This is a genomic window from Paraburkholderia sp. RL18-085-BIA-A (assembly GCF_046027075.1).
Lineage (GTDB): Bacteria > Pseudomonadota > Gammaproteobacteria > Burkholderiales > Burkholderiaceae > Paraburkholderia.
This window is the reverse complement of the sequence record NZ_JARESU010000584.1, coordinates 1-527: the sequence shown is the minus strand read 5'-3', so window position 1 is coordinate 527 and position 527 is coordinate 1. Positions and strand designations below refer to the sequence as shown.

1 protein-coding gene is annotated in these 527 nt (G+C 62.0%); it reads left to right on the top strand.

The genetic code is table 11. The annotated features are described in order from the left end of the window. On the top strand, positions 1-283 hold a 283-nt coding region (locus tag P0D89_RS53950; protein WP_408379823.1), incomplete at its 5' end, for a hypothetical protein. Positions 284-527: the final 244 nt, after the last annotated feature.

Sequence of the window (527 nt, the reverse complement as noted above, 5' to 3'; positions counted from 1 at the left end):
TGTGGCGCTCCGCGTTGAGCATCTCCCGGGCGACACACAGGACATTGCCGTCACCATCCCGGGCACGCCGCCGGCGGACCCGTACGGCTTCCTCGATTTCAACTACGCGCCACCTTGTCTCTATCGCCGCGGTGACCGGCCGACGGTCGAACAGTCAATCCGCGTGCGCGCGACCGATGCGGCCGGCTGGACCGTGTATTCCGACGCACTGACCGCCCAGAGTTTCGCGTGCGATGCGCCGCCGCCGGACGCCGCGCAGCGGCTGAAGCGGACAGGGAACTGAGAGCCGAAACACAGCTGCCGGGCATCAGTTCTGGATGTCGGGCACTTGCAACTGCCAATTGAGGCTTCCTGACGTTCTCCTGAGGAAGTCAAGTATCTCTGCCTTCGGGGTCGAAAATATCGGAGGTCTCGTTATCATGGACTTCTCCGGAACCGTAACATCGTGTGCAGAGCTGCCACCGCTCTCCGTCGCATTTTGGGCACGTGATGGTGTTGGACGTGCGAGACATGTCTGAAACAGTCTC